At 67.5% G+C, this 26,672-nt stretch carries 28 protein-coding genes; 17 read left to right on the top strand and 11 right to left on the bottom strand.

Features of this window, described 5'->3' with window-relative positions:
• Positions 1-75 precede the first annotated feature (75 nt).
• The gene (locus PARJ55_RS0106120; protein ID WP_028712222.1) at positions 76-1,677 is read left to right on the top strand and encodes a bifunctional UDP-sugar hydrolase/5'-nucleotidase; all 1,602 of its coding nucleotides are present in this window, start codon (positions 76-78) and stop codon (positions 1,675-1,677) included.
• A gap of 46 nt (positions 1,678-1,723) precedes the next feature.
• Here PARJ55_RS0106120 and PARJ55_RS0106115 read toward each other — a convergent pair whose 3' ends face one another.
• Together PARJ55_RS0106115 and PARJ55_RS0106110 are read right to left on the bottom strand one after the other, a co-directional pair.
• Positions 1,724-2,899: a Hint domain-containing protein gene (locus tag PARJ55_RS0106115; protein ID WP_028712221.1), complete on the bottom strand. Its 1,176-nt coding sequence runs from the start codon at positions 2,897-2,899 to the stop codon at positions 1,724-1,726.
• 145 nt (positions 2,900-3,044) lie between these two features.
• Positions 3,045-3,401 (bottom strand): helix-turn-helix transcriptional regulator, encoded by a 357-nt coding sequence (locus tag PARJ55_RS0106110; protein WP_028712220.1) that lies wholly within the window; start codon positions 3,399-3,401, stop codon positions 3,045-3,047.
• Positions 3,402-3,587: 186 nt separating this feature from the next.
• Between PARJ55_RS0106110 and PARJ55_RS0106105 the strand changes: the two genes are divergently transcribed.
• From PARJ55_RS0106105 to PARJ55_RS0106085, 5 genes are all read left to right on the top strand, one after another.
• Positions 3,588-3,929, top strand: a complete 342-nt coding sequence (locus PARJ55_RS0106105; protein WP_028712219.1) for an AtpZ/AtpI family protein — start codon at positions 3,588-3,590, stop codon at positions 3,927-3,929.
• 2 nt (positions 3,930-3,931) lie between these two features.
• A complete protein-coding gene (locus tag PARJ55_RS0106100) occupies positions 3,932-4,678 on the top strand; it encodes a F0F1 ATP synthase subunit A (RefSeq protein ID WP_028712218.1) in 747 nt (248 codons plus the stop codon).
• Positions 4,679-4,736: 58 nt separating this feature from the next.
• On the top strand, positions 4,737-4,970 hold the full coding sequence (locus tag PARJ55_RS0106095) for a F0F1 ATP synthase subunit C (RefSeq protein WP_010394077.1): 234 nt from the start codon (positions 4,737-4,739) through the stop codon (positions 4,968-4,970).
• A 77-nt stretch (positions 4,971-5,047) separates the two neighbouring features.
• Positions 5,048-5,710 (top strand): F0F1 ATP synthase subunit B', encoded by a 663-nt coding sequence (locus tag PARJ55_RS0106090; protein ID WP_028712217.1) that lies wholly within the window; start codon positions 5,048-5,050, stop codon positions 5,708-5,710.
• Entirely contained in the window at positions 5,707-6,261 is a 555-nt protein-coding gene (locus PARJ55_RS0106085) for a F0F1 ATP synthase subunit B (RefSeq protein WP_028712216.1), read from the top strand. The genes PARJ55_RS0106090 and PARJ55_RS0106085 overlap by 4 nt, the downstream gene beginning before the upstream one ends.
• 205 nt (positions 6,262-6,466) lie before the next feature.
• Here PARJ55_RS0106085 and PARJ55_RS0106080 read toward each other — a convergent pair whose 3' ends face one another.
• Both PARJ55_RS0106080 and PARJ55_RS0106075 read right to left on the bottom strand, forming a co-directional pair.
• Positions 6,467-7,114, bottom strand: coding sequence for an OmpA family protein (locus PARJ55_RS0106080; RefSeq protein ID WP_028712215.1), 648 nt, complete (start codon positions 7,112-7,114; stop codon positions 6,467-6,469).
• Between the two features lie 162 nt (positions 7,115-7,276).
• Positions 7,277-7,873: a methylated-DNA--[protein]-cysteine S-methyltransferase gene (locus PARJ55_RS0106075; RefSeq protein ID WP_028712214.1), complete on the bottom strand. Its 597-nt coding sequence runs from the start codon at positions 7,871-7,873 to the stop codon at positions 7,277-7,279.
• 101 nt (positions 7,874-7,974) lie between these two features.
• On the opposite strand from PARJ55_RS0106075, the gene nth reads away from it, so the two are divergent.
• Both nth and PARJ55_RS0106065 read left to right on the top strand, forming a co-directional pair.
• Complete coding sequence (nth, locus tag PARJ55_RS0106070; protein WP_051416171.1) at positions 7,975-8,643, top strand: endonuclease III; 669 nt, start codon at positions 7,975-7,977, stop codon at positions 8,641-8,643.
• Positions 8,640-9,647, top strand: coding sequence for an adenosine kinase (locus PARJ55_RS0106065; protein WP_028712212.1), 1,008 nt, complete (start codon positions 8,640-8,642; stop codon positions 9,645-9,647). Before nth ends, PARJ55_RS0106065 begins: the two co-directional genes overlap by 4 nt.
• Before the next feature lie 159 nt (positions 9,648-9,806).
• Here PARJ55_RS0106065 and PARJ55_RS0106060 read toward each other — a convergent pair whose 3' ends face one another.
• The 6 genes from PARJ55_RS0106060 to PARJ55_RS21540 all read right to left on the bottom strand — a co-directional run bounded on the left by PARJ55_RS0106060 (position 9,807) and on the right by PARJ55_RS21540 (position 16,821).
• A complete protein-coding gene (locus PARJ55_RS0106060; protein ID WP_028712211.1) occupies positions 9,807-11,984 on the bottom strand; it encodes a 3-hydroxyacyl-CoA dehydrogenase NAD-binding domain-containing protein in 2,178 nt (725 codons plus the stop codon).
• A gap of 11 nt (positions 11,985-11,995) precedes the next feature.
• On the bottom strand, positions 11,996-13,207 hold the full coding sequence (locus PARJ55_RS0106055) for an acetyl-CoA C-acetyltransferase (RefSeq protein ID WP_028712210.1): 1,212 nt from the start codon (positions 13,205-13,207) through the stop codon (positions 11,996-11,998).
• Positions 13,204-13,845: a glutathione S-transferase family protein gene (locus PARJ55_RS0106050; protein ID WP_028712209.1), complete on the bottom strand. Its 642-nt coding sequence runs from the start codon at positions 13,843-13,845 to the stop codon at positions 13,204-13,206. Before PARJ55_RS0106050 ends, PARJ55_RS0106055 begins: the two co-directional genes overlap by 4 nt.
• A gap of 277 nt (positions 13,846-14,122) precedes the next feature.
• Complete coding sequence (locus PARJ55_RS0106045; protein ID WP_028712208.1) at positions 14,123-15,901, bottom strand: acyl-CoA dehydrogenase C-terminal domain-containing protein; 1,779 nt, start codon at positions 15,899-15,901, stop codon at positions 14,123-14,125.
• Positions 15,902-15,925: 24 nt separating this feature from the next.
• A complete protein-coding gene (locus PARJ55_RS0106040; protein ID WP_028712207.1) occupies positions 15,926-16,315 on the bottom strand; it encodes a MerR family DNA-binding transcriptional regulator in 390 nt (129 codons plus the stop codon).
• A gap of 80 nt (positions 16,316-16,395) precedes the next feature.
• Positions 16,396-16,821 carry a MerR family DNA-binding transcriptional regulator gene (locus PARJ55_RS21540; RefSeq protein ID WP_036697707.1) on the bottom strand — a complete coding sequence of 142 codons (426 nt, stop codon included), beginning with the start codon at positions 16,819-16,821 and terminating at the stop codon, positions 16,396-16,398.
• Positions 16,822-16,949: 128 nt separating this feature from the next.
• On the opposite strand from PARJ55_RS21540, the gene PARJ55_RS0106030 reads away from it, so the two are divergent.
• Genes PARJ55_RS0106030 through PARJ55_RS0106020 form a run of 3 tightly spaced genes read left to right on the top strand, consistent with a single transcriptional unit; the run spans position 16,950 to position 19,228 of the window.
• Positions 16,950-17,393, top strand: a complete 444-nt coding sequence (locus PARJ55_RS0106030) for a PaaI family thioesterase (protein ID WP_028712206.1) — start codon at positions 16,950-16,952, stop codon at positions 17,391-17,393.
• A gap of 1 nt (position 17,394) precedes the next feature.
• A complete protein-coding gene (locus PARJ55_RS0106025) occupies positions 17,395-17,898 on the top strand; it encodes a PaaI family thioesterase (RefSeq protein ID WP_028712205.1) in 504 nt (167 codons plus the stop codon).
• Positions 17,891-19,228: an MATE family efflux transporter gene (locus tag PARJ55_RS0106020; RefSeq protein WP_036697704.1), complete on the top strand. Its 1,338-nt coding sequence runs from the start codon at positions 17,891-17,893 to the stop codon at positions 19,226-19,228. The genes PARJ55_RS0106025 and PARJ55_RS0106020 overlap by 8 nt, the downstream gene beginning before the upstream one ends.
• Before the next feature lie 39 nt (positions 19,229-19,267).
• On the opposite strand, the gene PARJ55_RS0106015 is transcribed toward PARJ55_RS0106020, so the two are convergent.
• On the bottom strand, positions 19,268-19,582 hold the full coding sequence (locus tag PARJ55_RS0106015; protein ID WP_028712203.1) for a DUF1476 domain-containing protein: 315 nt from the start codon (positions 19,580-19,582) through the stop codon (positions 19,268-19,270).
• A gap of 147 nt (positions 19,583-19,729) precedes the next feature.
• On the opposite strand from PARJ55_RS0106015, the gene purC reads away from it, so the two are divergent.
• The 6 genes from purC to fdhF all read left to right on the top strand — a co-directional run bounded on the left by purC (position 19,730) and on the right by fdhF (position 26,671).
• On the top strand, positions 19,730-20,494 hold the full coding sequence (gene purC / locus PARJ55_RS0106010) for a phosphoribosylaminoimidazolesuccinocarboxamide synthase (protein WP_028712202.1): 765 nt from the start codon (positions 19,730-19,732) through the stop codon (positions 20,492-20,494).
• A gap of 11 nt (positions 20,495-20,505) precedes the next feature.
• Positions 20,506-20,745, top strand: coding sequence for a phosphoribosylformylglycinamidine synthase subunit PurS (purS, locus tag PARJ55_RS0106005; protein WP_024843653.1), 240 nt, complete (start codon positions 20,506-20,508; stop codon positions 20,743-20,745).
• 99 nt (positions 20,746-20,844) lie between these two features.
• Entirely contained in the window at positions 20,845-21,717 is an 873-nt protein-coding gene (locus PARJ55_RS21535; RefSeq protein WP_036713857.1) for a LysR family transcriptional regulator, read from the top strand.
• A gap of 75 nt (positions 21,718-21,792) precedes the next feature.
• Positions 21,793-22,272 carry a formate dehydrogenase subunit gamma gene (locus PARJ55_RS0105995; RefSeq protein ID WP_028712201.1) on the top strand — a complete coding sequence of 160 codons (480 nt, stop codon included), beginning with the start codon at positions 21,793-21,795 and terminating at the stop codon, positions 22,270-22,272.
• A complete protein-coding gene (locus PARJ55_RS0105990) occupies positions 22,269-23,795 on the top strand; it encodes an NADH-ubiquinone oxidoreductase-F iron-sulfur binding region domain-containing protein (RefSeq protein WP_028712200.1) in 1,527 nt (508 codons plus the stop codon). The genes PARJ55_RS0105995 and PARJ55_RS0105990 overlap by 4 nt, the downstream gene beginning before the upstream one ends.
• Positions 23,792-26,671, top strand: coding sequence for a formate dehydrogenase subunit alpha (gene fdhF / locus PARJ55_RS0105985; protein ID WP_028712199.1), 2,880 nt, complete (start codon positions 23,792-23,794; stop codon positions 26,669-26,671). The genes PARJ55_RS0105990 and fdhF overlap by 4 nt, the downstream gene beginning before the upstream one ends.
• Position 26,672 lies beyond the last annotated feature (1 nt).

Below are 26,672 nucleotides of genomic sequence, written 5' to 3'. Positions count from 1 at the left end.
CTTCGTCAATTGACGGCGTCACTGCCATCCCGCAATCTGCCCCTCGTTCAGACATTCGGGGTGAGAGGGATGGAGATGAAGGGCTGGCTTCTGGTTTCGGCGGCTGCCGTCGCGCTGTCTGCGGGCGCGGCGCAGGCGGATTACACGCTGCATGTGCTGCATATCAACGATTTCCACAGCCGGATCGAGCCGATCAACGCCTATGACAGCACCTGCGATGCCGAGGCCGAGGCGAAGGACGAATGTTTTGGCGGCGTGGCGCGTCTGGCCACCAAGATCCGCGAGTTGCGCGACGGGCTGAAGGCCGAGGGGCAGAACGTGATCGTGCTGGACGCCGGGGACCAGTATCAGGGCAGCCTGTTCTATACCACCTACAAGGGCAAGGAGACGGTCGAGTTCATGAACGCCATCGGCTTCGACGCCATGGCGGTGGGCAATCACGAATTCGACGACGGGCCGCAGGGGCTGCAAATCCTGGCCGAGGGGGCGAAGTTCCCCATCGTCTCGGGCAATCTGGACCTGTCGCAATCGCCCGAGCTGAAGGACAAGATCGACGACGTGCTGGTGCTGGAGGTCGGCGGCGAGAAGATCGGCATCGTCTCGGCCCTGGCGATGGACACGCCCGATACCGCCTCGCCGGGCGAGAAGGTGATCTTCCTGGACGACATGGACAGCCTGAAGGCCGATGTTCAGGAGCTGACCGAGGAAGGCGTGAACAAGATCATTGCCCTGACCCATTCCGGCTACAAGCGCGACCAGGAATTCGCCGCCGAGGTGGCCGGTCTGGACGCGGTCATCGGCGGGCACAGCCATACGCTGCTGGGACAGTTCGAGGGGGCCGCCGGGCCTTATCCGACCATGGTCAAGGGCGCCGACGGCGCCGAGGTGCCGGTGGCGACCGCCTATGCCTATGGCAAGTATCTGGGCCATCTGGTGCTGACCTGGGACGACGACGGCAAGCTGATCAAGGCCGAGGGCCAGCCGATCCTGCTGGACGGCTCGGTCGTGCCGGACGAGAAGCTGGCGGCGCGGGTCAAGGAGATGGGCGCGCCCATCGAGCAGCTCAAGCAGAAGCGCGTGGCCGAGATCGCGGCGCCGATCGACGGCAGCCGGGAATCGTGCCGCGCCCGGGAATGCGAGATGGGAAGCCTGGTCGCCGACGCCATGCTGGCGCGCGTCAAGGACCAGGGCATCACCATCGCGATCCAGAACGGCGGCGGCTTGCGCGCCTCGATTCCGGCAGGGGAGGTCACGATGGGCGACGTGCTCTCGGTCCTGCCTTTCCAGAACACCCTGTCCACCTTCCAGCTGAAGGGCGAGGACGTGGTGGCGGCGCTGGAGAACGGCGCGAGCCAGATCGAGGAGGGCGCAGGGCGCTTCGCCCAGGTGGCGGGGCTGAAATACACGCTGGACGCCTCGGCCCCGGCCGGCAGCCGGATTAGCGACGTGCAGGTGCGCGACGGGTCGGACTGGGTGCCGATCGACCCCGCAGCGGTCTATGGCGTCGTGTCGCAGAATTACATGCGCGCGGGAGGGGACGGCTACCGGGTCTTTGCCGAGAAGGCGATGAACGCCTATGATTTCGGGCCCGATCTGGCGGATGTGCTGGCGGAATACCTGGCCAGGCAGGGGCCGGGCTTCACGCCGAAGCTGGACGGTCGCATCACCGTGAAATGAAGACGGCGCCGGGCCTTGTGCCCGGCGCTTCTTGCGTTTTCCGGGATCAGGCCGGCAGGAAGGCGCGGCTGTTCTTCAGGTGGCGCTGGATCAGCCTGCGGCCCTCGCGCCCGGTCGCCAGGACGCGCGCGGGCGTGGGCGCGCCGTCGGGAAGCCCGGGGAACAGCGCGAAGATCTCTCGGCGCGCGGCGGATGAGAGGCCGATCAGCGCCTGCGGGCCGGTCAGCAGCGACTCGGTCCAGCAGCCGTTCGACAGCACCAGCTCGTGCCGGTCGAAGAGCAGGTGCAGGTAGGTCACGCCCCCGGCGGGATGGAGCGGGCGGATGCCGGGCAGGGCGGTCAGCTGCCGGGCGGCGACCAGAATTTCCTCGGTGCCGAACATGCGCCGGGCGATGGCCGAGCGCAGCAGGATGCGATGCTGGGGCGAGACGACCAGGTCGCGCGCCGGCAGGCCCGGCCCCAGCGCGCCGCCTGCGATCAGGATCGGGCGGAGGTTCGGCTGCAGGTCCAGCCGTGCGGGGTCGAGCTGCGGGCCGCCGATCCAGCGCAGCGGCCGGAGCCCGTGGTCGCGGGTCAGCACCAGATCGCCCGCCGCCAGCGTCTCGACCGGGCGGGGGCCCAGGCCGGTCTCGATCAGCGTGCCCGGGGTGAAGCAGGGCGGTGCCTTGACGGTCTGGTCGTAGGGGAGGGAGGTCTGGCCGATGCCGATCTTGTAGCTGCCGACGAACTGGTAAAGCGCGTCCTGTCGGAATTGCGGCCAATGGCTCTGCCCGTCGGCATCCTGGCGCTGCCTGGGGATGATCAGGACGGTATGGCGGTCGCCGATCTCGATCGGATAGCCGGTGATGTCGTAATCGACATAGGTGGGGAAGGTGACGTAGAATTCGTTGCCCTCGGCATCGCGCAGGATGGCGGCGTCCTGGAGCGAGATGCGCTGGCCGGCGGCCAGCATCTGCGCGCCCGCGCCATGGCCGAAACTGGCGCTTTCAGCCAGGGACTGCCCGCCCTCGCTGCCCGGATCGTCATAGAAGCTGCCCGAGCCGCCGCGCGAGAGATAGCCGAAGGCCGGGTCGTCGTCCTCGATCCGGATCTCGGCCATGTCGGCCTGCGAGAAGTCGATGTCGCGCCGGTTCAGGAAGGGCAGGTATTTGTCCGACCCGGTGGCCCCGGGATCGTTGGGGACCTGGGTTCCAAAGGTCGCCGTGATGATCCGGTATTCCATGGATCCCCCTTTGGCAATTCAAGGTTGTGCATATTGGTTTAAATGCAACCTTGCATTTATCAACAAAAGCACGATTTGTCTTTGAACATGCGGGCAATATGTGGCGATTGCGCAACTTTTGTCGCTATTGTGCGGGCAATCGGGGTCAGGCCTTGGCTTCTTCGCCATCCGTCAGCGCCAGGGATTGGCGCAGGAACCGCTCGAAATCGTCCAGATCCACGGGTTCGAACTGGCCGAAACCCTGCATCCACACCGACGCGCTGCGCAGCCCGTCGGGTTCCAGCTTGCACCAGATGATCCGTCCGCGCCGCTCTTGCCGGATCAGCCCGGCGGCCGCCAGCACGGCGAGATGCTTGGAGATCGCCGCCAGGCTGACCTCGAACGGCGCCGCCACGTCGGTCACCGCCATGTCGTCCTCGAGCAGCATGCCGAGGATCGCCCGCCGCGTGGGGTCGGCGAGGGCGGAGAAAATGGCGTCGAGGCTGGGTTGCTGAGCGGACATCGGCTTTGCTTAACTTGCCGGTTGAATATGCGGCGGATGCGCCCCGGACCGCAAGACCGGGTTTTCCGTCGCGCCGGGCTTTTCACGTATTCAATCTTTTCAATAGCTTGACTGATCCGGTCGCTTGCTTGACTCGGGGGGCGCGAGTCCCTATCACCGCGCCAACCGATAACGGGGGTGTGAGCCGTGGCCGAGGACGACCATGACGCCGCGCGGACCCGGGACGCGGAGCGGCTGCGCGCGCTGGAGGCCCGGCTGGGCAAGAAGGCGGCGGACAAGGCCCCGTCGCGCGGGGAAGAGCATTTCAGCCAGGCCAATATGGCCTGGCGCATGGTGACCGAGCTGGTGGCGGGACTGGCCATCGGCTTCGGGATCGGGTTCGGGCTGGACTATCTGACCGGCCTGCGGCCGGTCTTCATGGTGGTTTTCGTGCTGCTGGGCCTGGTGGCCGGCATCAAGACCATGATGCGGACCGCGAACGAGATAGGCAAGACACCGGGGCGTCCCGGCGACGACAAGGGTGAATGACGATGGCAGAAGAAGAAGCAGGTGGTCTGGTTTTCCATCCGATGGACCAGTTCGTCGTCAAACCGCTGTTTGGCGAAGGGCCGGTGAACTGGTATACGCCGACCAACGCGACGCTGTGGATGGCGCTGGCTGCGCTGGCGATCACCGCGCTGCTGGTCTTTGGCACCCGCGGCCGGGCCATCGTGCCGAACCGGGTCCAGTCCATCGCCGAGCTGCTCTACGGCATGGTCCGCAAGATGGTCGAGGACGTGACCGGCAAGGACGGGCTGAAATACTTCCCCTATGTGATGACGCTGTTCTGCTTCATCCTGTTCGCCAACTTCCTGGCGCTGCTGCCGAAAAGCTTCTCGCCGACCTCGCATATCGCGGTCACGGCGGTTCTGGCGGTTCTGGTCTTCCTTGGCGTCACCGTGCTGGGCTTCGTCAAGAACGGCGCGCATTTCCTGGGCCTGTTCTGGGTCAGCTCGGCGCCGCTGGCGCTGCGCCCGATCCTGGCGGTGATCGAGCTGATCTCGTATTTCGTGCGGCCGGTCAGCCATTCGATCCGTCTTGCCGGCAACATCATGGCGGGCCATGCGGTGATCAAGGTCTTTGCCGCCTTCGCCGCCATCACCGCCATCGCGCCGGTTTCGGTCGTCGCCATCACCGCCATGTATGGGCTCGAGGTGCTGGTCGCGCTGATCCAGGCCTATGTCTTCACCATCCTGACCTGCGTCTATCTGAAGGACGCGCTGCATCCGGCGCACTGAGCCGGGCTCGCAAGGTCTGAAAACGAAAACCCTTTCCAAAGCCTCAAGGAGCATGAACATGGAAAATCTGGGTCAACTGGGACAGTATCTCGGCGCCGGTCTGGCTTGCGTCGGCATGGCCGGTGCGGCCATGGGGGTGGGCAATGTTGCCGGCAACTACCTGGCGGGCGCCCTGCGCAACCCGTCGGCTGCCGCTTCGCAGACCGCCACGCTGTTCATCGGCATGGCCTTCGCGGAAGCCCTGGGCATCTTCTCGTTCCTGGTCGCGCTGCTGCTGCTGTTCGCAGTCTGATCCTTTTGCCATCCTTGCGGTTGGGTGGGGGCGTCACGCGCCCACCCGATTGTGAAACGACCGGCATGGGGTAGGATATGTTCAGCCTGTTGCAACAGACCGCGCCCGTCGTGGTCGAAGAATCTGAAACGGTGGTCATCACCGAATCCGCCGAAGCGGCGGGCCATGGCGCCGATGCGGCCCATGCCGCGGCCGGTGCAGCGGATGCAGCCCATGGCGCGGCTGGCCATGCCGCCAGCGCCCCCGGCATGCCGCAACTGGATTTCACGACCTTCGGCAACCAGATCTTCTGGCTGCTGGTCATCCTGGCCGTGATCTACTGGGTGCTGTCGCGGATCGCGCTGCCGCGCATCGGCGGCGTCATCTCGGACCGCCAGGGCGCCATCACCGGCGACCTGATGGCCGCCGAGGAGTTCAAGCAGAAGGCCAAAGAGGCCGAGGCCGCCTATGACAAGGCGCTGGCCGATGCCCGGGGCGAGGCCCAGAAGATCATCGCCGCCAACAAGGCCGAGATCCAGAAGGAGCTCGACGCCGCAATCGCCCATGCCGATGCGGAGATCGCCGCCCGCGCGGCGGAATCCGAAAAGCGCATCGGCGAGATCCGCGCCTCGGCCGTCGAGGATGCGCGCATGGTCGCCCGCGAGGTGACCGCGGCGCTGGTGGAGAATTTCGGCGGCAAGGTCGATCAGGGTCTGGTCGATACGGCGGTCGATCAGCGGCTGAAGGGGGCGCTGCAATGAAACGTCTGAGCGTTCTCTTCGCCCTGATGGCGAGCCCGGCCCTGGCGGCCTCGGGTCCGTTCTTCTCGCTGCGCAATACCGACTTCATCGTCACGCTGGCCTTCCTGCTGTTCGTCGGCATTCTGGTCTATTTCCGCGTGCCGCAGATCGTCGGCGGCCTTCTGGACAAGCGCGCCGAAGGCATCCGCAACGATCTGGCCGAAGCCCGCCGCCTGCGCGAGGAAGCGCAGGAGATCTATGCGAGCTACGAGCGCCGCCAGCGCGAGGTGAAGTCGCAGGCCGACGACATCGTCGCCAATGCCCGGCGCGAGGCGGTTTCGGAAGCCGAGAAGGCCAAGAAGGCGCTGCAGCTTTCGATCGAGCGGCGCCTGAAGGCGGCCGAGGAACAGATCGCCAGCGCCGAGGCCGAGGCGGTGCGCGCCGTGCGCGACCGGGCCATCCAGACCGCGGTCACCGCCGCGGCCGAGATCCTGGGCAAGCAGGCGACCGCCGAGCAGCGTGCCGCAGGCATCGACAAGGCCATCGACGAAGTGGCCCGCCGGCTGAACTGAGGCCGCGAGGCTTGAACGAAGAAGGGTGCGGTCGAGCATCCTCACGGGACAGTGATCGGACCCCCGGGGCGGAGACGCTTCGGGGGTCCTTGCTTTTTCACCCGAAGCTTTTTCCGTTCGCCGCCTTTTCCGTCCGTCGCGGGCGCAAAGCAAAAGGCCGACAGCCTTGCGGCTGCCGGCCCGCGCCTCGTCTTCCCGGCCGCGATCAGTTGGTCGGGACGATCAGGATTTCCACGCGGCGGTTCTGCGCCCGCCCGGCCGCGGTGTCGTTCGAGGCCACCGGCTGGGTGGCGCCGCGCCCGGCGGTGGTCACGCGGTTCTGCGAGACGCCGCCAGCGGTCAGGATGCCGGCGACCGAACGCGCACGGCGTTCGGACAGGTCCTGGTTATAGGCGGCCGAGCCGGTGCTGTCGGTATGGCCGATCACCTGGATGCGGCTGTTCGGATATTGGTTCAGGTTGCGGGCGATGGTGTAGAGGTCGTTCTGCCCCTGCGCGCCCACGGCCGCCGAATCGGTGGCGAAAAGCGTCGTCTCGGGCATGATGACCGACAGGTGCGTGCCGTGGTTCACCACCCGGATGTTGGGATTGTTCAGCGACTGCTGCAGCGCGCGCTGCTGCTGGTCGAGGATCGAGCCGCCGACGGCCCCCGCCGTGGCGCCGATGATCGCGCCCTTGACGGCGTTCGAGCGGCTTTCGCCCGCGCCGATCAGGCCGCCCACCACCGCGCCCGCGACGGCGCCCTGCTGGGTGCGGCTCATCTGCTGGGGCTGGCCGGAAGGATCGGTCGGCGCGCAGGCGCTGATGGCAATCACGCCGGCAGAGGCGAGAAGCAGCGAAATACGGGTCTTCATTCTTTCACCTTTCTTTTGAGGGCGATCCACCGCCGCCTGTCCTTGCGACGCGGCCGGCCCTGCCGTTTCCGGAAGGCCGGCGACTGATGCCCAAACGCGGCCACATTGGCATGGGTTCCGGGCCAACTCCACCGGAATAGACGGAAAATTCCCCGCCTCGGCTCACAAAGCGGCGATGGCGAGCGGCGCGATGCTCGCGCCTTCGCGCGCCAGCAGCGCGCGCTTGACCGCCTCGCCCCAGTGATAGCCGCCGATGGCGCCGCCGGTGCGGGTGACGCGGTGGCAGGGGATCGCCCAGGAGACCGGGTTCTGCCCGACCGCCGTGCCGACGGCGCGCAGGGCCCTCGGCCGGCCGATGCGCTCGGCCAGCATGGCATAGCTGATCACCTGCCCGGCCGGCACCTGGGCCAGCGCCCGCCAGACCTGCAGCTGGAACGCGGTGCCGGTCAGCCGCACCGCGATCTCGCTCCGCCCGCTCAGCAGCGCCTGGATGGCCGGGGCCAGCGCCTCGGGCGCCTCGACCGTCCGGGCGCGGGGAAAGCGGGCGGTCAGGTCGGCCTCGACCTGATCCTCGGTCATCGGTCCGGCGAAGCCCAGGGCCCAGAGCGCGCCGCCCGCGCCATAGGCGACGACCGTGCCGAGCGGCGTCGGGAAGCGACCGCGGCACAGCACCGTGCCAAGATCGTCGGCCGGCTGGCTGCTGATCGCGACCCGCAGCCCGTGCTCGGCCGGGGCGAAGGAGAAGAGCGTCCGTGTCATCTTTGCCTCGCAACTGCTTTCCGTGGCAGAGTAGCGCGGTCTCGCGGCAAATCCACGCGGGAATGCTTGCGCAGGACCGCCGGGCAGGGCATCTGGGCGCCATGGCACGCAGCATCTCCCTTCGTCTTCCGCCGGCCTTGCCCTATGCGGCGCAGGTCGAGATCTTTTCCCGGTTCCGCGAGGTGAATCCGCAGCCGGTGACCGAGCTGGAATACACCAACGCCTTCACCCTGCTGGTGGCGGTGGCGCTGTCGGCGCAGGCGACCGATGTCGGGGTGAACAAGGCGACGAAATCGCTGTTCCGGCGCGTCGGCACCCCGCAGCAGATGCTGGATCTGGGCCTTGAGGCGCTGACCGAGGAGATCCGGACCATCGGGCTTTACCGGCAGAAGGCGAAGAATGTCATCGCGCTGTCGCGCCGGCTGGTCGAGGAATATGGCGGCGAGGTGCCGCAGTCGCGCGCCGCGCTGATGACCCTGCCCGGCGTCGGGCGCAAGACCGCGAATGTGGTGCTGAACAGCGTGTTCCATTTCCCGGCGCAGGCGGTCGACACGCATATCTTCCGGGTCGGCAACCGCACCCGCATCGCGCCGGGCCGCGACGTCGCCGAGGTCGAGCGCGCCATCGAGGACAACGTCCCCGTCCCTTTCCAGCAGAACGCGCATCACTGGCTGATCCTGCACGGCCGCTATATCTGCCAGGCGCGGCGCCCGCGCTGCCGGATCTGCCCCATCGAAGACCTGTGCCCCTATGAGGAGAAGACCGAATGACCACCCCCTATGTGATCGGCATCGGCAATGCCGTCATGGACGTGATCGCCCCGACCTCGGATGCGACGCTGGCGCGGCTGGAGGTGGAAAAGGGCATCATGCAGCTGATCGACCGCGAGCGGTCCGAATTCCTGATGGCGGCGCAATCGGCCGATCCGCAGGCGGGCAAGGCGCGGCTGGTGCCCGGCGGCTCGGTCGCCAATACGCTGGCGGGGCTGGGGATGCTGGGGCTGCGCACCGCCTTCATCGGCAAGGTGGCCGGCGATCCCCTGGGGCTGAGCTATGCCGAGCAGACCGAGGCGCAGGGCACGGTCTTCGTCAATCCGCCGGTGGCGGGGGAGGTGGCGCCGACCTCGCGCTCGATCATCTTCGTGACGCCGGACGGCGAGCGGTCGATGAACACCTATCTGGGCATCTCGGCCGAGCTGGGGGCCGATGACGTGAACCCCGCGACCTTCAGCGGCGCCGGCTGGCTGTTCCTGGAAGGCTATCTGTTCGACAAGGATGCCGGCAAGGCGGCCTTCCTCAAGGCGGCCGAGGCTTGCCACAAGGCGGGCGGACAGGCGGGGATCGCGCTGTCCGACCCGTTCTGCGTCGACCGCCACCGCGCCGATTTCCGCCGGCTGGTGGCCGGGCCGATGGATTACGTCATCGGCAATGTCCACGAATGGCAATCGCTCTATCAGGTCGAGGATCTGGAGGAGGCGCTGCGGCTGGCCGCGGCGGATTGCGGCACGGTGATCTGCACCCGCTCGGGCGAGGATGCGATCCTGATCCGCGGGGGCGAGCGGGTGACGGCGCCGGTGCATCGCGTGGTGCCGGTGGATGCGACCGGGGCGGGCGACCAGTTCGCCGCCGGGCTGATCTACGGGCTGGCCGTGGGCGCCGATCTGGCGGCGGCGGGGCGCATGGGCTGCATCGCGGCAGCCGAGGTGATCAGCCATGTCGGCGCCCGGCCGGAAAGCGATCTGTTGGCGGCCTTTCGGAACGAAGGGCTGATCTAGCCGCCAGTGGTGCGGGCAGCATGGGTATTTGGGAAACAGAGAAAGCCCGAGCGGTCGAGGTGATCGGCGTCTCTCGGCATGCGCCTTCTCTGTTTTCCAAATACCCATGCGACGTTTCGGACAAGGCCGGGGGTGGCGGCCTTGTCCGGTGGTTCCGGGCTAGGCCGCCTTGCGGGCGGTCTTGCCGTAGAAGCTTTCGCCTTTTGCCGCCATATCCGCCAGAAGCTGCGGCGGGGCGAAGCGCGGGCCGAATTTCTGGGTGAGATCTTCGGCGATCTCGACCGCGCGCGGGGCGCCCAGCATGTCGAGCCAGCCGAAGGGGCCGCCCGACCAGGGCGCGAAGCCCCAGCCGAGGATGGCGCCGACATCGCCTTCGCGGATGTCCTCGAGCACGCCTTCCTCGAGCGCCCGGACCGCTTCCAGAGATTGCGCGAACATCAGCCGGTGCTGGATCTCGGTCAGTTCCGGCTGGCTGTCCGCTTCCGGCCATTCGGTCGCGAGGCCGGACCAGAAGCCCTGGCGCTTGGTCCCCTCGTCATAGTCGTAGAAGCCGGCCCTGGTCTTGCGGCCCAGCCGGCCCTGGTCGGCGAGCTTGAAGATCACCGCATCCACCGCTTCGTCCGGATAGGCGTCGCCCATGGCGGCCTTCGTCGCCTTGGCGATCTTGACGCCGAGGTCGATCGAGGTCTCGTCCACCAGCTGCAGCGGACCCAGCGGCATGCCCATCATCTTGGCGGCGTTCTCGATCAGCACCGGGCTGACCCCTTCGGCCACCATGCGGATGCCCTCGTTGATATAGGGGATGATGCAGCGGTTGGCGTAGAAGAAGCGCGCGTCGTTGACCACGATGGGGGTCTTGCGGATCTGGCGCACGAAATCCAGCGCCTTGGCCACGGCGCGCGGGCCGGTCTGTTTGCCCTTGATGATCTCGACCAGCAGCATCTTGTCCACGGGGCTGAAGAAGTGGATGCCGATGAACTGGTCGGGGCGGGCGCTGGCGCGGGCCAACTCGCTGATCGGCAGGGTCGAGGTGTTGGTGGCGAAGATCGCCTCCGGCGGAAGCACCGCCTCGGCCTTCTTGGTCACCTCGGCCTTGACGGCGGGATCCTCGAACACCGCCTCGACCACCAGGTCGCAGCCTTGCAAGGCGGCGTAATCGGTGGTGGGCGTGATGCGGGAAAGCACCTCGGCCTTCTTCTCCTCGGTGGATTTCCTGCGGCTGATCGCCTTGTCCAGCAGGCCGGTGGAATAGGACTTGCCGCGCTCGGCCGCCTCTGGCGTCGAATCGATCAGCACCACCTCGATCCCGGCCATGGCCGAGACATAGGCGATGCCGGCGCCCATCATGCCGGCGCCGAGGATGCCGATCTTCCTCACGCTTTGATCGGGGGCTTCGGGGCGGTTCGCGCCCTTTTCCAGCGCCTCCTTGTTGATGAAGAGGCTGCGGATCATCGCGGTCGAGCTGGGGTTCATCAGCACCTTGGTGAACCAGCGCGCCTCGATCTTCAGTGCCGTGTCGAAAGGCACCATGGCGCCCTCGTAGACGGCGCTCAGCAGGGCCTTCGCCGCCGGATAGACGCCCAGCGTCTTGCCGTGCACCATGGCGCTGGCGCCGACGAAGGTCATGAAGCCGGCCGGGTGATAGGGCTCGCCGCCCGGCATCTTGTAGCCCTTGGCGTCCCAGGGCTTGACCAGGTCGGCGTCGCTGGCCTTCAGCACCCAGTCGCGGGCCGCGGCGAGCGGATCGGCCACCACCTCGTCGATCAGCCCGGCGCTCTTGGCCCTGGCCGGGTCGCTGAGCTTGCCTTCCAGGAGGAAGGGCGCCGCGCCCATCGCGCCCAGCTTGCGCACCAGACGGGTGGTGCCGCCGGCGCCGGGAAAGATGCCGACCATGATCTCGGGCAGGCCGATCTTGGCCTTCGGGTTCTCGGCGGCAAAGATGCGATGCGTGGCCAGCGGCAGTTCCAGCCCGATCCCCAGCGCGGTGCCGGGCAGGGCGGCCGCGATGGGCTTGCCGCCCTTTTTCGTCTTGGGGTCCATCCCGGCCAGTTCGATCTTGCGCAGCAGATGATGCAGCGTCATCACGCCGTCGAAGACCGCCTGCGCGCCGCCCTGCTTCATGCCGGCGATGACGTTCAGGTCCATGCCGGCGGCGAAATCCTTCTTGCCGCTGGTGATGATGATGCCCTTCACGGCCGCGTCGGCCAGGGCGTCGTCGATCAACCCGTTCAGCTCGGCGGCGCCGTCCAGCGACAGCACGTTCATCGACTTGCCCGGCACGTCCCAGGTGATGATGGCGACGCCGTCGGCGCCCTTATCCATGGTGAAATCGGTCATCTTCCCCTCCCTCAGACGCGCTCGATGATGGTGGCCGCGCCCATGCCGGACGCGATGCAGAGCGTGGCAAGGCCCACGGTCTTGTCCTGCCGCTCCAGCTCGTCGAGCAGCGTGCCGATGATGATGGCGCCGGTTGCGCCCAGCGGGTGACCCAGCGCGATGGCGCCGCCGTTGACGTTGACCACGCCGGGATCGACCTGGAAGGCCTGCATGAAGCGCAGCACGACCGAGGCGAAGGCCTCGTTCACCTCGAAGAGGTCGATGTCGGAAATCGCCATTCCCGAATCGCGCAGGATCTTTTCCGTCACCGGCACCGGGCCGGTCAGCATGATCGTCGGATCGGTGCCGATCTTGGCGGTGGCGCGGATGCGGGCGCGGGGTTTCAGCCCGTGGGCCTTGCCGAATTCCGCATTGCCGATCAGCACGGCGGCGGCGCCGTCCACGATGCCCGAGCTGTTGCCGGCATGGTGGATATGCTCGATGCGGTCCAGATGCGGGTATTTCAGCATCGCCACCTTGTCGAAGCCGGGCATGGTCTCGCCCATCTCCTTGAAGCTGGCCTTCAGCTTGGCCAGATCCTCCAGCGTGGTGCCGGGCCGCATGTATTCGTCGCGGTCGAGGATGGTCAGGCCGTTCTGGTCCCTGACCGGCACGATGGACCTGGCGAAGCGACCTTCCTCCCAGGCGATGGCGGCGCGGCGCTGGCTCTCGACGGCCAGGGCATCGGCCTCTTCGCGCGAAAAGCCGTATTCGGTGGCGATGATGTCGGCGCTGATGCCCTGCGGCACGAAATAGGTCTTGAAGGTCAGGCTGGGATCGACCGCGATGGCGGCGCCGTCGCTGCCCATGGCGACGCGGCCCATCATCTCGACGCCCCCGGCGATATAGGCCTGGCCGGCGCCGCCCCGGACCTGGTTCGCGGCCAGGTTCACCGCCTCCATGCCCGAGGCGCAGAAGCGGTTGATGGCGAGGCCGGGGATCGACTCGTCCAGATCGGATTCCAGCACCGCCGAGCGGGCGAGGCAGCCGCCCTGTTCCTTGACCTGAGTGACATTGCCCCAGATCACGTCCTCGACCGCATGGCCGGTCAGCCCGTTGCGTTCCTTGACGGCGTTCAGCAGCCGGGCGGAAAGCGCGACAGAGGTGACTTCGTGCAGGCTGCCGTCGGGGCGGCCCTTGCCGCGCGGGGTGCGGGCGGCGTCATAGATATAGGCTTCGGTCATGCGTCCTCCTTCGCGGCCCGGTCCGCGGGGTTGCCGGGCATCAGGTCATAGGGGTGTTTCCAGCCGGGCAGCGCCTGAATGCGGCCCAGCCAGGCGTCGATATGGGGCCATTCGGCGCGGTCGAAGCCGAAGGGCTCCGGGTAATAGAGATAGCTGCAGCAGGACAGGTCGGCGATGCTCGGTCCCTCGCCCGCCAGCCAGGCGCGGCCGGCCAGGTGCCCGTCCAGCGTCTTCAGCGCCGCCCTGCAGCGCCCCTGCAGCCAGGCGATGACCTCGGCCGGGCGCTTCTCGGGCGGCAGGAAGTTCATCAGGAAGCGCAGCGCGCCGAATTGCGCCGAGCCCTTGTGATTGTCCCAGAACAGCCAGCGCAGGATCTCGTCGCGATCGCCATCCAGGAAGCGCCCGGTCCTCTCGGCCAGATGCAGCAGGATGACGCCCGACTGGGTCAGTCTGCGGCCGTCCTCGACGAAGACCGGCGCCTCGCCCATCTCGTTGAGCGCCCGGTATTCGGCGCCGCGGGTGGCGCCGCCGAAGAAATCCACGAAGACCGGGTGCCAGGGATAGCCCGTCAGCTGCATCATCAGGGCCACCTTGTAGGAATGGCCGGATTCTCCGAAACAATGAAGCTGGGCGGTCATCTGGGCTTCCTTTTCTGCTCGGGACGGGCTGTTGAACACTTGGGAATGGGTATTTGTGAAACAAAGAAGGCTTTAGGGCTTTCTTAACGCTTCCGTCCTAGTATCGGTCTCGCGGTACAGGCTGGGGAGCCGATGACCGCAAACAGAGAAGGCGCTTCGAGTTCCCCGCTTCTCTCCTGTCTCTCAGGCGGAGCCGGGTCCTCGAAGCCCACCTTCGGCTTTCTCTGTTTTTCAAATACCCATGCGGCCTTGCCTCCTGGCGTTCCCGCCGTTGATTTCAGAACTGCGTTGCATCCAGCGCCATCACCGGCTCGGCCCCCGAACGGATGCGGGCGAGATGCATCCCGGTCGCCGACAGTTGCCGGGCCATGTAATAGCGGCCCGTCGCCAGCTTGGTCTCGTGGAAGGCGGCGTCCTGCGTGCCTTCGCTCAGCGCCTTGCGCGATGCGGCGGCCATGCGGGTCCACATCAGACCCAGCGCCACATGGCCGAAGAGATGCATGAAGTCGTAGGAACCGGCCAGCGCCGCGTTCGGGCTTTTCATGCCCTGCTCCATGAAGAACATCGCTGCCGCCTGCAGGTCCTTCGAGGCGGCCTTCAGCGGTTCGCAGAAACCCGCTTTCAGCGTCTCGTCGGCTTCATGCGCCTTGATCTCGGCCTTGACCAGCTCGAAGAAGGCCATGATCGGCTTGCCGCCCTCGGCCGCCAGCTTGCGGCCCACGAGGTCCAGCGCCTGCACGCCGTTCGCGCCCTCGTAGATCATGGCGATGCGCGCGTCGCGGACGAATTGCGACATGCCCTGTTCCTCGATATAGCCGTGGCCGCCGAAGACCTGCTGGGCCTGCACCGCCGATTCGAAACCCTTGTCGGTCAGGAAGCCCTTGATCACCGGCGTCAGCAGCGAGACGAGGTCGTGCGCCTCCTTGTCCTCGGCCAGCACCGCGCGGTCGATCAGATGCGCGCCCCAGAAGGCCAGCGCGCGCGCGCCTTCCAGGAAGCTTTTCTGGTCCATCAGGTTGCGGCGGATGTCGGGATGCACGATCAGCGGGTCGGCCGGTCCCGCGGGGTTCTTGTCCCCGGTCACGGCGCGGCCCTGCAGCCGGTCGCGGGCATAGGCGGCGGCGTTCTGATAGGCGGCCTCGGCCACCGAATAGCCCTGCAGGCCGACGCCGATCCGGGCTTCGTTCATCATGGTGAACATGGCGCGCATGCCCTTGTGCAGCTCTCCCAGCAGCCAGCCTTTCGCGCCGTCATAGTTCATCACGCAGGTGGCATTGCCGTGAATGCCCATCTTTTCCTCGAGATTGCCGACCGAGACGGCGTTGCGCTCGCCCAGGGAGCCGTCCTCGTTCACCAGGAATTTCGGCACGATGAAGAGCGAGATGCCCTTGGTGCCCTCGCCGCCGCCCGGCGCCTTGGCCAGCACCAGGTGGATCACGTTCTGCGCCATGTCGTGGTCGCCGGCCGAGATGAAGATCTTCTGTCCGGTGATCCGGTAGCTGCCGTCCTCCTGCGGCTCGGCCCTGGTGCGCAGCAGGCCCAGGTCGGTGCCGGCATGGGGTTCGGTCAGGTTCATGGTGCCGGTCCATTCGCAGCTGACCATCCGGGGCAGGTAGGTGGCCTTCTGCTGGTCCGTGCCATGGGCGTGGATGGCGGAATAGGCGCCATGGGTCAGGCCCTGATACATGGTGAAGGCCATGTTCGAGGCCGAGAACATCTCGCCCGCGGCCAGGCCGATCACATAGGGCATGCCCTGGCCGCCATAGTCCGGGTCGCAGTCGAGCGCGGTCCAGCCGCCCTCGCGCATCTGCCCGAAGGCTTCGAGAAAGCCCCTGGGCGTGTGCACCACCCCGTTTTCCAGCCTGCAGCCCTCGCGGTCGCCGACGGCGTTCAGCGGCGCCAGCACCTCGGAGGCCAGCTTGCCGGCCGCCTCCAGCACGGCCTGGGTGAAGTCGCGGTCGAGCTCGCCATAGCCCGGAAGATCCTGCTTCGAGATCTCGAGCACGTCATGCAGCACGAACTGCATGTCGCGGACAGGGGCGGAGTAGGTGGTCATCGGTCCCTCCCAGGGGATATGCCGTCAGGCATCGGATTTCAGTTTCTGCAGCGAGACCTCGCCCTCGGCAATCTGCTGGCGCAGTTCGGCGATGGCCTCGCCCAGTTCGAGATGCTGCCGCTCCATGTCGGCAAGCCGCTCGCGGGCGGTGGCCAGGACGGCCTCGGTCTGGGTGATGTTGCGTTCGGCCGGATCGTAAAGCTCCAGCAACTGGCGGATCTGTTCGAGCGAGAAGCCGAAGCGCTTGCCGCGCAGGATCAGCGTCAGGCGGGCGCGGTCCGAGCGGCCGTAAAGCCGGTGCTGGCCGCGCCGCTGCGGAAACAGCAATTCGCGGGACTCGTAAAAGCGCAGCGTGCGCGGCGTGACGTCGAAGGCGTCGCACATCTGGCGAATGGTCATCAACGCGTCGCTCATGGCCAATCCCTCCTGTTCGACACCGTCGCGTGACGGGGAATATAGGACAGGTTGACGTTCGCGTAAGGGGCGACGTGGCGTCAGTCCGCGGCTCGGTCGCCTTTCGCCGCCGCGGCGTTTTCGCCGGGTCCCATGCCGTCGAGAAGCGAGACCGTTTCGTTGCGCAGCGTCAGCAGCTCGGACATCGAGGCTTCGAGCTCGTCGCGCTGCTGGCGCAGCACCTGGAGCTGGCGGTCGGCCAGTTCGATCCAGACCCGGTATTGTTCGCGCGTGCCCTTCTCGCCATAGATCAGCAGCCATTGCCGGATGTCCTCGAGCGAGAAGCCGAAGCGGCGGCCGCGCAGGATCAGCTTCATCCGGGCGATCTCGCGCGGGCCGTAGAAGCGCGAGCGGCCTTCCTTGCGGGGGCTGAGCAGCTCGATATATTCGTAATAGCGCAGGGTCCGCGGCGTCACGTCGAAACGTGCGCACATTTCCTTGAAGCCAATGTATTCGTTATCGGACATCGGATGAACTCTATCCTCGGACGCGCTGCAGCCTAACCCGGCGCCGGTCCAAACTCAACCATCGGCGGCTTGCCTGCGTGCCGCGGGCTGCTACCATCCCGCAGCAAGCCAACGAGGGAGCCCGCGCCATGAGCAGAGCATCGGACGAGGACGAGCAGGAGCAGCGCCGGCGGATCGCCCGCCAGTTCATCGAGGTGATCCCACATGCCCGGGCGCTTGGCATGCATCTCGACCAGCTGACGGGCGAGGGGGCCGAGATCTCGCTGCCCTGGCGCGAGGACCTGGTCGGCGATCCGCGCAACGGGGTGATCCATGGCGGGGTGATCTCGGCGTTGATGGACACCTGCAGCGGCGCGGCGGTGATGGCGCATCCGACCGGGGCGCGCTCGACCGCGACCATCGACCTGCGCATCGACTACATGCGCGCCGCCACGCCCGGCCAGACCATCCGCGCCAAGGCGAGCTGCTATCACATCACCCGCTCGGTCGCCTTCGTGCGCGCCTGGGCGATGGATGACGACGAATCCCGTCCCGTGGCCTCGGCCACCGGGGCCTTCACCATCGAGCGTTGACATGGCCGGACGCAACGAACCCCTCGACGCCATCAAGACGCGGCGCAACAACACGCTGAACGCGCTGGTGACCAGCGTGCCCTATATCCGCTGGCTGGGCATCACCTTCGACCGGCGCGGCGACGAGCTGACCGCGGTGCTGCCCTTCGACCAGAAGCTGATCGGCAATCCGATGCTGCCCGCGATCCATGGCGGCGTGACCGCGGCCTTCCTGGAGGTCACCGCCATCGTCGAGCTGACCTGGACCGCGATCTGGGAGGACATGGAGCAGGGCCGCATCGCCCCCGACGCCGCGGTGCCCGAAAGCCTGCCGCGCCTGCCCAAGACCATCGATTTCACCGTGGACTATCTGCGGTCCGGCCTGCCGCGCGACGCCTATGCGCGGGCGCGGGTGGTGCGGTCCGGCCGGCGCTATGCCAGCGTGCATGTCGAGGCCTGGCAGGACCAGCGCCAGAAGCTTTTCGCGCAGGCGACCGGCCATTTCCTGATGCCGCAGGATGGTTGAGGCGCTGCCCGGCCAGCCCGGGGCGCGCGCGGCCGCCGAGATCTCGAACCGCCGCGTGCTGGCCATCGCCCTGCCGGTGGTGCTGTCGAACGCGACGATCCCGATCCTGGGCGCGGTGGATACCGGCGTCATCGGCCAGCTGGGCGAGGCGGCGCCCATCGGCGCGGTCGGCCTTGGCGCGGTGATCCTGGCCTCGCTCTACTGGATCTTCGGCTTCCTGCGCATGGGCACTTCGGGGCTGGTGGCGCAGGCGCATGGCGCCGGGGACGATGGCGAAGCCGGTGCGCATCTGCTGCGGGCGCTGGCCATCGGGCTTGCGGCCGGGCTGGTCTTCATCCTGCTGCAGGGGCTGCTTTTCGCGGGGGCCTTCCGGCTGGCCCCGGCCTCGGCCGAGGTCGAGGCGCTGGCCCGGCAATATCTGGGGCTGCGCATCTGGGGGGCGCCCGCCGCCATCTCGCTTTACGCCGTGACCGGCTGGCTGATCGCCATCGAGCGCACCCGCGCGGTGCTGGTGCTGCAGCTGGTGATGAACGGGCTGAACATCCTTCTGGACCTGTGGTTCGTGCTGGGGCTGGGCTGGGGGGTGCCCGGCGTCGCCGTGGCGACGCTGATCGCGGAATGGACCGGGCTGGCGCTGGGGCTGTGGTTCGCCCGCCATGCCCTGCGCGCCGCCGTGCAGCGTGCCGGGCTGCTGGCCCGCAACCGGATCGAGGAGCTGGCGCGGGTCAATGGCGACATCATGATCCGCTCGGTCCTGCTGCAGGGCTCGTTCACCACCTTCATGTTCCTGGCCGCGGGGCAGGGCGACGTGACCCTGGCCGCGAACCAGGTGCTGCTGCAATTCCTGGAGATCGTCGCCTACGGGCTGGACGGTTTCGCCTTTGCCGCCGAATCGCTGGTCGGCCAGGCGGTGGGGGCGCGGCGGCGCGACCGCCTGCGCCGGGCGGCACGGCTGGCCTCGGCCTGGGGCGTGGCGGGGGCGGGGCTGCTTTCGGCCGCGTTCCTGCTGGGCGGGCCGGCGATCATCGACCTGCTGACCACCTCGGCCGAGGTGCGGGCCGAGGCGCGGCGCTTCCTGCCCTGGCTGGTCGCGGCGCCGCTGATCGGCATCGCCTCGTGGATGCTGGACGGCATCTTCATCGGCGCCACCCGCACGCGCGAGATGCGCAATGCCATGCTGGTCTCGGTCGGGATCTATGCCGTTCTGGTGCTGCTGCTGCCGCCGGCCTTCGGCAATCACGGGCTCTGGGCGGCGCTGATGGCGCTCAACGCGCTGCGCGGCCTGACCATGTGGCGGCTCTATCCCCGGGTCGAGGCGGCCGCGGCCTGAAAGGGCGCCGCCCTCGGGGGCGGCGCGCCGGTCCCGGGCTTAAAGCTCGTCGACGATCTGCTGGCGGGCGGTGGCGCGCAGCTCGACCATCTTGGCGCGGATGGCTTCCTCGTCGGCCTTGCCTTCCAGGTCGGCCGCCAGCTTGCGGAACACGTCCTCGTCGCCGGGCTCGGTGAAATCCGAGGTGACCACGGTCAGCGCATAGGCGCGGGCCTCGTCGCCCGTCTTGCCCAGCAGGCCGGCGGCCCATTCGCCCAGCAGCCGATTGCGGCGCGCCTCGGCCTTGAAGTTCAGTTCCGCATCATGGGCGAATTTCGCCTCATGCGCGCGCTCGCGGTCGTCAAATGTGGTCATGGCGGCCTCCGGCTTGGGATTATCCCGTGGATATTGCGCAGGATATGCCCCTGCGCGCGCCCCATCGCAAGCCCGTATTGCCCCTGACCCCGTTTCTGGCCTATAGCCGCATAAAGATTGTCACCTTGCGGACGGGAGACGCGCAGCATGGCACCAAGGCGCAAGAAAATCTACGAAGGCAAGGCCAAGATCCTTTACGAAGGCACCGAGCCCGGCACGCTCATCCAGTATTTCAAGGATGACGCCACCGCCTTCAACGCCCAGAAGAAGGCCACCATCGAGGGCAAGGGCGTGCTGAACAACCGGCTCTCCGAGTTCTTCATGACCGGGCTGACCAATATCGGCGTGCCGAACCACTTCATCCGCCGCATCAACATGCGCGAGCAGCTGGTGCGCCAGGTCGAGATCATCCAGCTGGAAGTGATCGTGCGCAACTTCGCCGCCGGTTCCATCGCCAAGCGGCTGGGCATGGAGGAGGGCACGCCGCTGCCCCGCCCCATCGTCGAATACAGCTTCAAGAACGACGAGCTGGGCGATCCCTTCGTGTCCGAGGAATACATCATCGCCTTCGGCTGGGCCAGCCAGCAGGACCTGGACGACATCGTCAGCCTGGCGCTGCGGGTGAACGACTTCCTGTCGGGCGTGTTCTTCGGCGTCGGCATCAAGCTGATCGACTTCAAGATCGAGGTCGGCCGCATCTGGGACGGCGATTTCATGCGCCTGGTGGTCGCCGACGAGATCAGCCCCGACAGCTGCCGGCTCTGGGACGTCAAGACCGGGCAGAAGCTGGACAAGGACGTGTTCCGCCGCGACCTGGGCAGCCTGACCGATGCCTATACCGAGGTGGCGCGCCGGCTGGGCCTGATGCCCGCCAACACCACCTCGCTGACCAAACCCACCCTGATCAACTGAGAGGCCCGCAGATGAAAGCCCGTGTCACCATCATGCTGAAGGATGGCGTTCTGGACCCCCAGGGCGAGGCGATCCGGCACGCGCTTGGCGGGCTGGGCTTTGCCGGGGTCTCGGGCGTGCGCCAGGGCAAGGTGATCGAGCTGGACCTGGCGGCATCGGATGCCGAGGCGGCCAAGGCCGAGGTGGCGCGCATGTGCGAGGGCCTGCTGGCCAATACCGTGATCGAGAAATACGCGGTCGAGATCGTCTGATCCGCCGGATGATCCGCCGGGCCGGGGGCTTCGCGCCCCCGGACCCCCGCGGGGTATTTGGAAAACGGAGAAGGCCGGCCGGGCGGGGAGGGCAGGTCCGTGATCGACAAGCTTTCCATGTTCATGGCCCTGGCGCGCGAGAAGCATTTCGGCCGCGCCGCCGAATCGCTGGGCATCACCCAGCCGACGCTGTCATCCGCCATCCGGGCGCTGGAGGAGCAACTGGGCGTGCAGCTGGTGCGGCGCGGCTCGCGTTTCCAGGGGCTGACGCCCGAGGGCGAGCGCGTGCTGGGCTGGGCGCGGCGCATCGTCGCCGATGCCCGCGCCATGCAGGCCGAGATGCAGGCCAGCCGCAAGGGCGTGTCGGGGCGGCTGCGCATCGGCGTGATCCCCACCGCCATGCCGCGCATCGCCGAGTTGACCGGGCCCTTCCTGCGCCGCCATCCCAATGCCGGGGTCTCGATCCTGTCGCGCAGCTCGGACGAGATCCGCGACCAGATCGAGGCGCTGGAGCTGGATGCCGGCGTGACCTATCTGGACAGCGAGCCCCTGGGCCGGGTGCAGAGCCTGCCGCTGTATCGCGAGACCTATTGCCTGATCGACCGCAGCGAGCTGGGCGATCCGGTGGACTGGGCCGAGACCGCCACCCGGCCGCTCTGCCTGCTGACCCCGGACATGCAGAACCGCCGCATCGTCACCCGCCACCTGGTCGAGGCCGGGGCGGATGCGCTGCCGCGGGTCGAGTCGACCTCGATGCTGGCGATCCTGTCGCATGTGGCGACCGGCGACTGGGCGGCGATCCTGCCCCGGGCGCTGGCGCGCGGCCTGCCGCTGCCCGAAGGGGTTCGCGCGCGCGACCTGACCGGCGAGGGGCATATGGTGGGGCTGGTCGTCGCCCGGCGCGAACCGCATCCGCCCCTGGTCGAGGCGCTGATCCGCATCGTCTCATCGATTGATGGTTTCAATCGATAAACGATATATCACGATTGTTTCGTCTATCATCGGTCTCTAGTCTGGACAAAACAGCAGAGCCCGGACCACCTAGCCATGACCTCACCAGCCACCGACGCTGATTTCCTTCTGCGTCTCGACGAAATCATCGCCGCCCACAAGGGTCGCGAAGGGCCGCTTCTGCCCATCCTGCACTACATCCAGGCGGAATGGGGCCATGTTCCCGAGGAGGCGCAGCCGGTGCTGGCGGCCGCCCTGGGCATGACCCGCGCCGAGGTGCATGGCGTCGTCAGCTTCTATCATGATTTCCGCGACCATCCGCAGGGCCGGCATGTGCTGCGGCTGTGCCGGGCCGAGGCCTGCCAGTCGATGGGCGCCGATGCTCTGGCCGAGGAGGTGCGCGCCGCGCTGGGGATCGACTGGCACGAGACCACGCCGGACGGGCGGCTGACGCTGGAGCCGGTGTTCTGTCTGGGGCTTTGCGCCTGTGCGCCCTCGGCGCAGGTCGGCGACAGGCTGCTGGGCCGGGCGAATCTGGCCAAGGTGCGGCAACTGGTGGCGGAGGCGGGCGCATGAGGGTCTGGGTTCCCCTGGATGCCGCCGCAAGGGCGCTGGGTGCCGATGCGGTGGCCGAGACGCTGGGGCGCGAATTCGCCGTCACCCGCAACGGCACCCGCGGCATGATCTGGCTTGAGCCGCTGGTCGAGGTCGAGCGCGACGGCGTGCGTTACGGCTATGGGCCGGTCGGGCCCGAGGATGCGGCCTCGGTCGCCGAGGCGATCCGCACGGGCGGCGAGCATCCTCTGGCGCTGGGGCCGGTCGAGGAATTGCCCTGGATGAAAGCGCAGAGCCGGCTGACCTTCGCCCGCGTCGGCGTGATCGACCCGCTGTCGGTCGAGGAATACGAGGCGCATGGCGGGCTGGCCGGCCTGCGCCGCGCCATCGGCATCGGGCCGGAGAAGATCGTCGAGGAGGTCACCGAATCCGGGCTGCGCGGCCGCGGCGGCGCCGGTTTCCCGACCGGGATCAAGTGGAAGACCGTGGCCGGCGCCAAGGCCCCGCGGAAATACATCGTCTGCAATGCCGATGAGGGCGATTCGGGCAGCTTTGCCGACCGCATGCTGATGGAAGGCGATCCGCTGGTCCTGATCGAGGGCATGGCGATCGCCGGCATCGCCGTGGGCGCGGTGCAGGGCTATGTCTATATCCGCAGCGAATATCCCGACGCGATCCGGCTGATGGAGGCCGCCATCGGCAAGGCGCGGCAGGCCGGTATCCTGGGCCAGTCGGTGCTGGGATCAGACCATGCCTATGACATGGAGGTGCGGGTCGGCGCCGGCGCCTATGTCTGCGGCGAGGAGACCAGCCTGCTCAACAGCCTGGAGGGCAAGCGCGGCGTGGTCCGCGCCAAGCCGCCGATCCCGGCGCTGGAGGGTTTCCTGGGCCGGCCGACGGTGGTGAACAACGTGATCTCGCTGGCCTCGGTGCCCTGGATCCTGACCCATGGCGGGGCGGAGTATGCCAAGCTGGGCATCGGGCGGTCCAAGGGCACGATCCCGATTCAGATCGCCGGCAACGTGAAATATGGCGGGTTGTTCGAGGCCGCCTTCGGCATGAGCCTGCGCCAGATCATCGAGGAGATCGGCGGCGGCACCGCCTCGGGCCGGCCGGTCAAGGCGGCGCAGGTGGGCGGGCCGCTTGGTTCCTACATCCCGCATTGGAATTTCGACGTGCCCTTCGGCTACGAGGAACTGGCGACGAAAGAGGGCCTCTTGGGCCATGCCGGCATCACCGTCTTCGACGACACGGCCGACATGCTGAAGCTGGCGCGCTTCGCGATGGAGTTCTGCGCCGTGGAAAGCTGCGGCAAATGCACGCCCTGCCGCATCGGCTCGGTCCGGGGCGTCGAGACCATCGACCGCATCGCCCAGGGCGACGAGACGGGAATCCCGATCCTGACGGATCTGTGCAACACGATGAAATGGGGCTCGCTTTGCGCGCTGGGGGGCTTTGCGCCCTTCCCGGTCATGTCGGCGCTGACCCATTTCCCCGAAGATTTCAGCGGGCGGCGAGAGCCGCGCAAGGAGGCCGCAGAATGAAGGATTTCATCATTCCCGACCGCGACATGGGCACCCCGGCGGTCAAGTCCGACGTCACCGTGAACCTGCTGGTGGACGGGATTCCGGTTTCGGTTCCCGCCGGGACATCGGTGATGCGCGCCGCTGCCGTGGCCGGGATCTCGGTGCCCAAGCTCTGCGCTACCGATCATCTGGAAGCCTTCGGCTCCTGCCGGCTTTGCGTGGTGCAGATCGAGGGCATGCGCGGCCTGCCGGCATCCTGCACGACCCCGGTGGCCGAGGGCATGGTGGTCCATACCCAGACCGACGAGGTCGCGCAGATCCGCAAGGGGGTAATGGAGCTTTACATCAGCGACCACCCGCTGGACTGCCTGACCTGCGCCGCCAACGGCGATTGCGAGCTTCAGGACATGGCCGGCGCCGTGGGCCTGCGCGAGGTGCGCTATGAGCCGGGCGCGAACCATTTCGCCCGCCGCGACGCCGAGGGGCCGAATCCGGAATACCGGCCCAAGGACCAGTCGAACCCCTATTTCACCTTCGACCCGGCGAAATGCATCGTCTGCTCGCGCTGCGTCAGGGCCTGCGAGGAGGTGCAGGGCACCTTCGCGCTGACCATCGAGGGGCGGGGCTTCGACAGCCGCGTCTCGGCCGGGATGGAATCGGACAGCTTCCTCAGCTCGGATTGCGTCAGCTGCGGCGCCTGCGTGCAGGTCTGCCCGACCGCGACGCTGATCGAGAACAAGGTGATCGAGATCGGCACGCCCGAGCATATCGTCAAGACGACCTGCGCCTATTGCGGTGTCGGCTGTTCCTTCGACGCGCATATGCGCGGCGAGGAAGTGGTGCGCATGGTGCCCAGCAAGGACGGCAAGGCGAACCACGGCCACAGCTGCGTCAAGGGCCGCTTCGCCTGGGGTTATGCCACGCATCGCGAACGCCAGACCCAGCCCATGCTGCGCGAGCGGATCACCGATCCCTGGCGCGTGGTCAGCTGGGACGAGGCGCTGGACTTCGCCGCCACCCGGCTGCGCCAGGCGCAGGACGATTTCGGGCGCGATGCCATCGGCGTCATCACCTCGTCGCGCTGCACCAACGAGGAAACCTATCTGGTGCAGAAGCTGGCGCGCGCCGTCTTCCACAACAACAACACCGACACCTGCGCCCGGGTCTGCCATTCGCCGACCGGCTACGGGCTGAAGACCACCTTCGGCACCTCGGCGGGCACGCATGACTTCGATTCGGTCGACGATACCGATCTGGCGCTGATCATCGGCGCCAACCCGACCGACGGCCATCCGGTCTTTGCCAGCCGGCTGCGCAAGCGGCTGCGCGAGGGGGCCGGGCTGATCGTCCTCGACCCGCGCCAGATCGACCTGCTCAAGACTCCGCATATGGCCGAGGGGCTGCACCTGCCCCTGCGGCCCGGCACCAACGTCGCCGTGCTGACCGCCATGGCGCAGGTGATCGTGGCCGAGAAGCTCTATGACGAGGCCTTCATTCGCGAACGCTGCGACTGGGACGAGTTCCTGGCCTATGCCGAGTTCCTGATGGACCCGCGCCATGCGCCGGAAGAGGTCGAGAAACTGTCCAAGGTCCCGGCCGAGCTGATCCGCAAGGCCGCCCGCGCCTATGCGGCCGCGCCGCGCGCCAGCATCTATTACGGCTTGGGCGTGACCGAGCATTCGCAGGGCTCGACCACGGTGATGGCCATCGCCAACCTGGCGATGATGACCGGCAATATCGGCCGGACCGGCACCGGCGTGAACCCGCTGCGCGGCCAGAACAACGTGCAGGGCTCCTGCGACATGGGCAGCTTCCCGCATGAATATCCGGGCTATCGCCATGTCTCGGACCCCGAGGCGCGGGCGATCTACGAACGCGCCTGGGGCGTCGAGCTGTCGCCCGAGCCGGGCCTGCGCATCCCCAACATGTTCGACGAGGCGCTGGCCGGCCGCTTCAAGGGGCTTTACTGCCAGGGCGAGGACATCGTGCAGTCCGACCCCGACACCCGGCATGTCACCTCGGCGCTGTCGGCGATGGACATCGTCATCGTGCAGGACCTGTTCCTGAACGAGACCGCGAACTATGCGCATGTCTTCCTGCCCGGTTCCAGCTTCCTGGAAAAGAACGGCACCTTCACCAATGCCGAGCGGCGCATCAACATGGTCCGCCGCGCCATGACGCCGAAGAACGGCTACGAGGACTGGGAGGTCACGCAGCTGCTGGCCAACCGCATGGGCGCGGCCTGGTCCTATGCCCACCCGCGCGAGATCATGGCCGAGATCGCGCTGACCACGCCCAGCTTCGCCGGGGTCAGCTACGACCTGCTGGACCGCGAGGGTTCGGTGCAATGGCCCTGCAACGACAAGGCGCCGCTGGGCACGCCGGTCATGCATATCGACGGCTTCGTGCGCGGCAAGGGCAAGTTCGTCCATACGGAATATGTCGCGACCGAGGAACGCACCGGGGCGCGCTTCCCGCTCTTGCTGACCACGGGGCGGATCCTGTCGCAATACAATGTCGGCGCGCAGACCCGGCGGACCGACAACAGCGTCTGGCACCCCGAGGACATCCTGGAGATCCATCCCTCGGACGCCGAGAACCGCGGCATCCGCGAGGGCGACTGGGTGCGGGTGGCCTCGCGTTCGGGCGACACCTCGCTTCGGGCGCATATCACCGAGCGGGTGGCGCCGGGGGTGGTCTATACGACCTTCCATCACCCGACGACTCAGGCCAATGTGGTGACCACGGACAATTCCGACTGGGCCACCAACTGCCCCGAATTCAAGGTGACGGCCGTGCAGGTCAGCCCCTCGAACGGCCCCTCGGAATGGCAAGAGGAGTATCGCCATCATTCCGACCTCGCCCGCCGCATCCTGCCCACCGCTGCCGAGTGAC

It is taken from the genome of Paracoccus sp. J55, from assembly GCF_000513975.1.
Classification (GTDB): domain Bacteria; phylum Pseudomonadota; class Alphaproteobacteria; order Rhodobacterales; family Rhodobacteraceae; genus Paracoccus.
This window is presented reverse-complemented; position numbering and strand designations above follow the sequence as displayed.